General features: G+C 67.4%; 2 protein-coding genes. Both read left to right on the forward strand.

From position 1 onward, the window contains the following. Window positions 1–129: 129 nt before the first annotated feature. Window positions 130–477, forward strand: a complete 348-nt coding sequence (locus tag E1293_RS45880; protein ID WP_132206272.1) for a hypothetical protein — start codon at window positions 130–132, stop codon at window positions 475–477. A gap of 649 nt (window positions 478–1,126) precedes the next feature. After that, window positions 1,127–2,665, forward strand: a complete 1,539-nt coding sequence (locus tag E1293_RS45885) for an HNH endonuclease signature motif containing protein (RefSeq protein ID WP_132206274.1) — start codon at window positions 1,127–1,129, stop codon at window positions 2,663–2,665. The last annotated feature ends 491 nt before the right edge of the window (window positions 2,666–3,156 follow it).

A 3,156-nucleotide genomic window follows, 5' to 3' on the forward strand; every position in this document is an offset into this window, starting at 1 on the left:
GGGCGTGGCGGGGAGCAGGGGGCACCGCCTGCGCGCGGGAGTGGGCTTCCGCCTCGGCGGCTGGACGCCGCGCGGCGGGACCCTCGTGGTGAAGGGGCCGCGGTGCCTCCGCCTGGAGGGCATGCGGCAGTGCCGCCTCGGCGGCTGGACGCGCCGACGCCGCATCCTGCTGAAGGGGAGCCACCGGCGTCCGGTTCCCGGCCGGGGATTCCTGCCCTGTGGGGGACGCCTGGGCCGCAGCCCGAGCCCCCGCAGCAAGGCGGGCACGCGAAGATCCGGCGCGGGCAGTCGATCGCCGGGTACAAGCGGCCCGAACTTGTCGAGATCGTCGGGCACATCGCCGAGCGCGAGCCGGACCTCACGGACGAGCAGATCGTCGAACTGGTCACCCGCCTGCTCGGATGCCCAGAGGACGAGGCGCTACTGGTCGGCGCCAGGCTCCGCTACGCGGTGGAGGCCTACCGGGAGTCCACCTGAGAGGAAGCCGCCGGGCTCACCCGGGTTCGGAGGACGCCATCCGGAAGCGGATGATCTCGGTGGCCGCGTCAGCGGCACATGCCCGGAAGTCGCGCAGGCCCGTCACGTCCGGAGGCCGGAGGCCGGACCGTGGCCAGTAGCTCGCACTGGCCACGGTAATGGAGGGATTTGCCGACCGGATATCAGTGTGCAGCAATGCATCTCCGGCGGAGTAAGAAACCAGCGCCATTCGATCGTGACATTGACATCCGGTGAGCTTGGCCGAAGATTACGTAGCAGTAGTCGGCGGCCTTGTCGGCGTACACATTCAGCAGAGCGCCGGCGCCGCTGCCGGCGGGTGATCACTGCTGGATCATCAAATCGGTGAGCTGGCCGCGCCGTTTTCGCCGCAGCAGCCTGGATGCTCGCCTCCAGAGCTGATCGGGCAGCGCCAGCCGGGCGAACTGGCGGGCGAGGCCGCAGGCCGTCCTCGGGACGTGCGGCAGAGGTGGCGTGCGTGACTCGCTTTTGTGGTGGCGGCGTCGCGGTTCATCGTTTAAAGAAAATCGAAGAAAGATGTGGGTGATGGCGTGGCATGTCTGAGTTGTCGAGTTTTGCGGATGCAAATTTGACGTAGAATTGGGGATGTTGAGGTTGGGAGGTGAGAACTGTGTCGACGTCCGTCGCAATGGCCAATCACCAGCATGAATGGGAGGACCGGGCGTGGTCCCTGCCTGACCTGCCACCGGCCGTCCAACTTTCCGGGCAGAGAGAGCGTCTGGGTGACCTTGCTGATGATGAACTCCTCGAAGTCGCCAGAGCGGCCCGGCGGCGTGCCTCGTGGGCGCAGGCGCGGGAACTGGCCGCCATCGCCGAACTCCACCGGCGTCGTATCGATGCGGAGAGTGAGGTCGACCCCGGCTACCGCATGCTGTCCGCGCACGAGTCGGTCACCGAAGAGGTCGCTGCGGCCTTGATGCTCACCAGCAGCGCCGCCGCCACCCTTGTGCACCTGGCCGAACGGCTCACCGGTCCGTTGTCCGCGACCGGCGCGGCACTGGAGGCCGGACGAATCGACCTGGCCAAAGCCCGTGTCATCTGCGACACCACCGACGATCTCCCAGACCAGGCCACCCAACGGGTCGAAGCAGCCGCGCTGGAGAAGGCGTCCGACCAGACCACCGGACAACTGCGCCGCCGCCTCAAGCGCATCGCGCAGCGGCTGGCACCCGAAGTGATCGAGGAACGCAAACGGGAAGCAGTACGCAGGCGGCGACTGGAGCTGTGGGAGACCCCCTCCGGTACCGCCGACCTGGCCCTGTGCGACCTGGCCATCGAAGACGCCCACGCCATCTACAACAAGATCACCGCCGCCGCCCACGGCCTCAAGACCGACGGCGACACCCGCCCCCTCACCACCATCCGCGCCGACCTGGCCACCCGACTCCTCCAAGGCACCGAACTCCCCGACGCCACCCGCACCCTCCTCACCCACACATGCGCCACCCCTGCCGCCTCCGGTGTCGCCGCTCCCGCCGGTGTCCCCCATGAGACCCGTACTGCGGCCCCCGGCATCGGGGCGGTCCCGACCGACCGCACCAGCACAGCCAGCGACCGCGGCGCAGGCGGCATGGGTGGCGTCGGTGGCACAGGCGGCGACCGTTGCTCAGGTGGCGCAGGCGGTGAAGTCGGGGGCGGGTATCACATCCGTAGCGATACAGGCGGCCACTCCAACGGGCGGGTCGGTGCCGAGGCGGAGGTCGCCTCACTCGCCGACATTGTCGATGAACTACTGACGCAGGCGCGTGGAAGAGCCCGTCCCGCCGACAGACGCATCGCTATCGGACAGGCCGCGCACCACATCCACCATCAGCTCTCCGACGCCCGTGAGGCGGCCTGCCAAGGCGACACCCACACCCACGGACGCCCCGGCTACCGCCCGCCCGCCAAGATGCGTCAAGAGGTCGCGGCCCGGCACACGACCTGCGTGTTCCCCACCTGCAACCAGCCCTCACACCGATGCGACCTCGACCACACCGTCCCATGGCGACCCGGCATCACCTGCCGCTGCAACCTGGCCCCCCTCTGCAGACGCCACCACAGACTCAAACAACGCCTCGACTGGCAACTCATCCAGATCTGGCCCGGCCTACTGATCTGGGTCACACCATCCGGCACCTGGCACATCATCCGCCCCGACCGCCAGTAATCTCCGCCACGCGCACGACAACAACTCGGACGCTTGAGGCCACCGCCGACCTGGCGCTCTCGGGTGTGGGCAGGAATGTCTTACCAGACAAATATTTACACGCGCGATAACTGGCTTGGATGCTGCGTTTCCCGCCTGGCTTCAGGAGGAGCGCATGGCCCACAATCATTGGTGCGCGGAGGCCCAGTTGCCTGAGTGCACATGCGCATGTGGCGGCGCGAGACATGGCTGCCATGGGGCATTCCGAGTTGCTGATGGGCCACTTGAAGTCGTGCTGGCGTATGTGAAGGCATGGGACGAGAGATCCGCGAAGCTGCCCAATGGCCAAGCTGTGATCGGCTGCGCGCGAGCGGATGTCGTCCACTGAACCCATTTCATCCCTGTGGCGGCAGTCCGCTGGTCACAGCATGATCGCAATGCGTCGGTTGGTGGCCTGACGTAGAGAGACCCCTGGTAGACGGGTTGATCACCACAATCACGTCGCCTGAACC

This window comes from Actinomadura darangshiensis (genome assembly GCF_004349235.1).
Lineage (GTDB): Bacteria > Actinomycetota > Actinomycetes > Streptosporangiales > Streptosporangiaceae > Spirillospora > Spirillospora darangshiensis.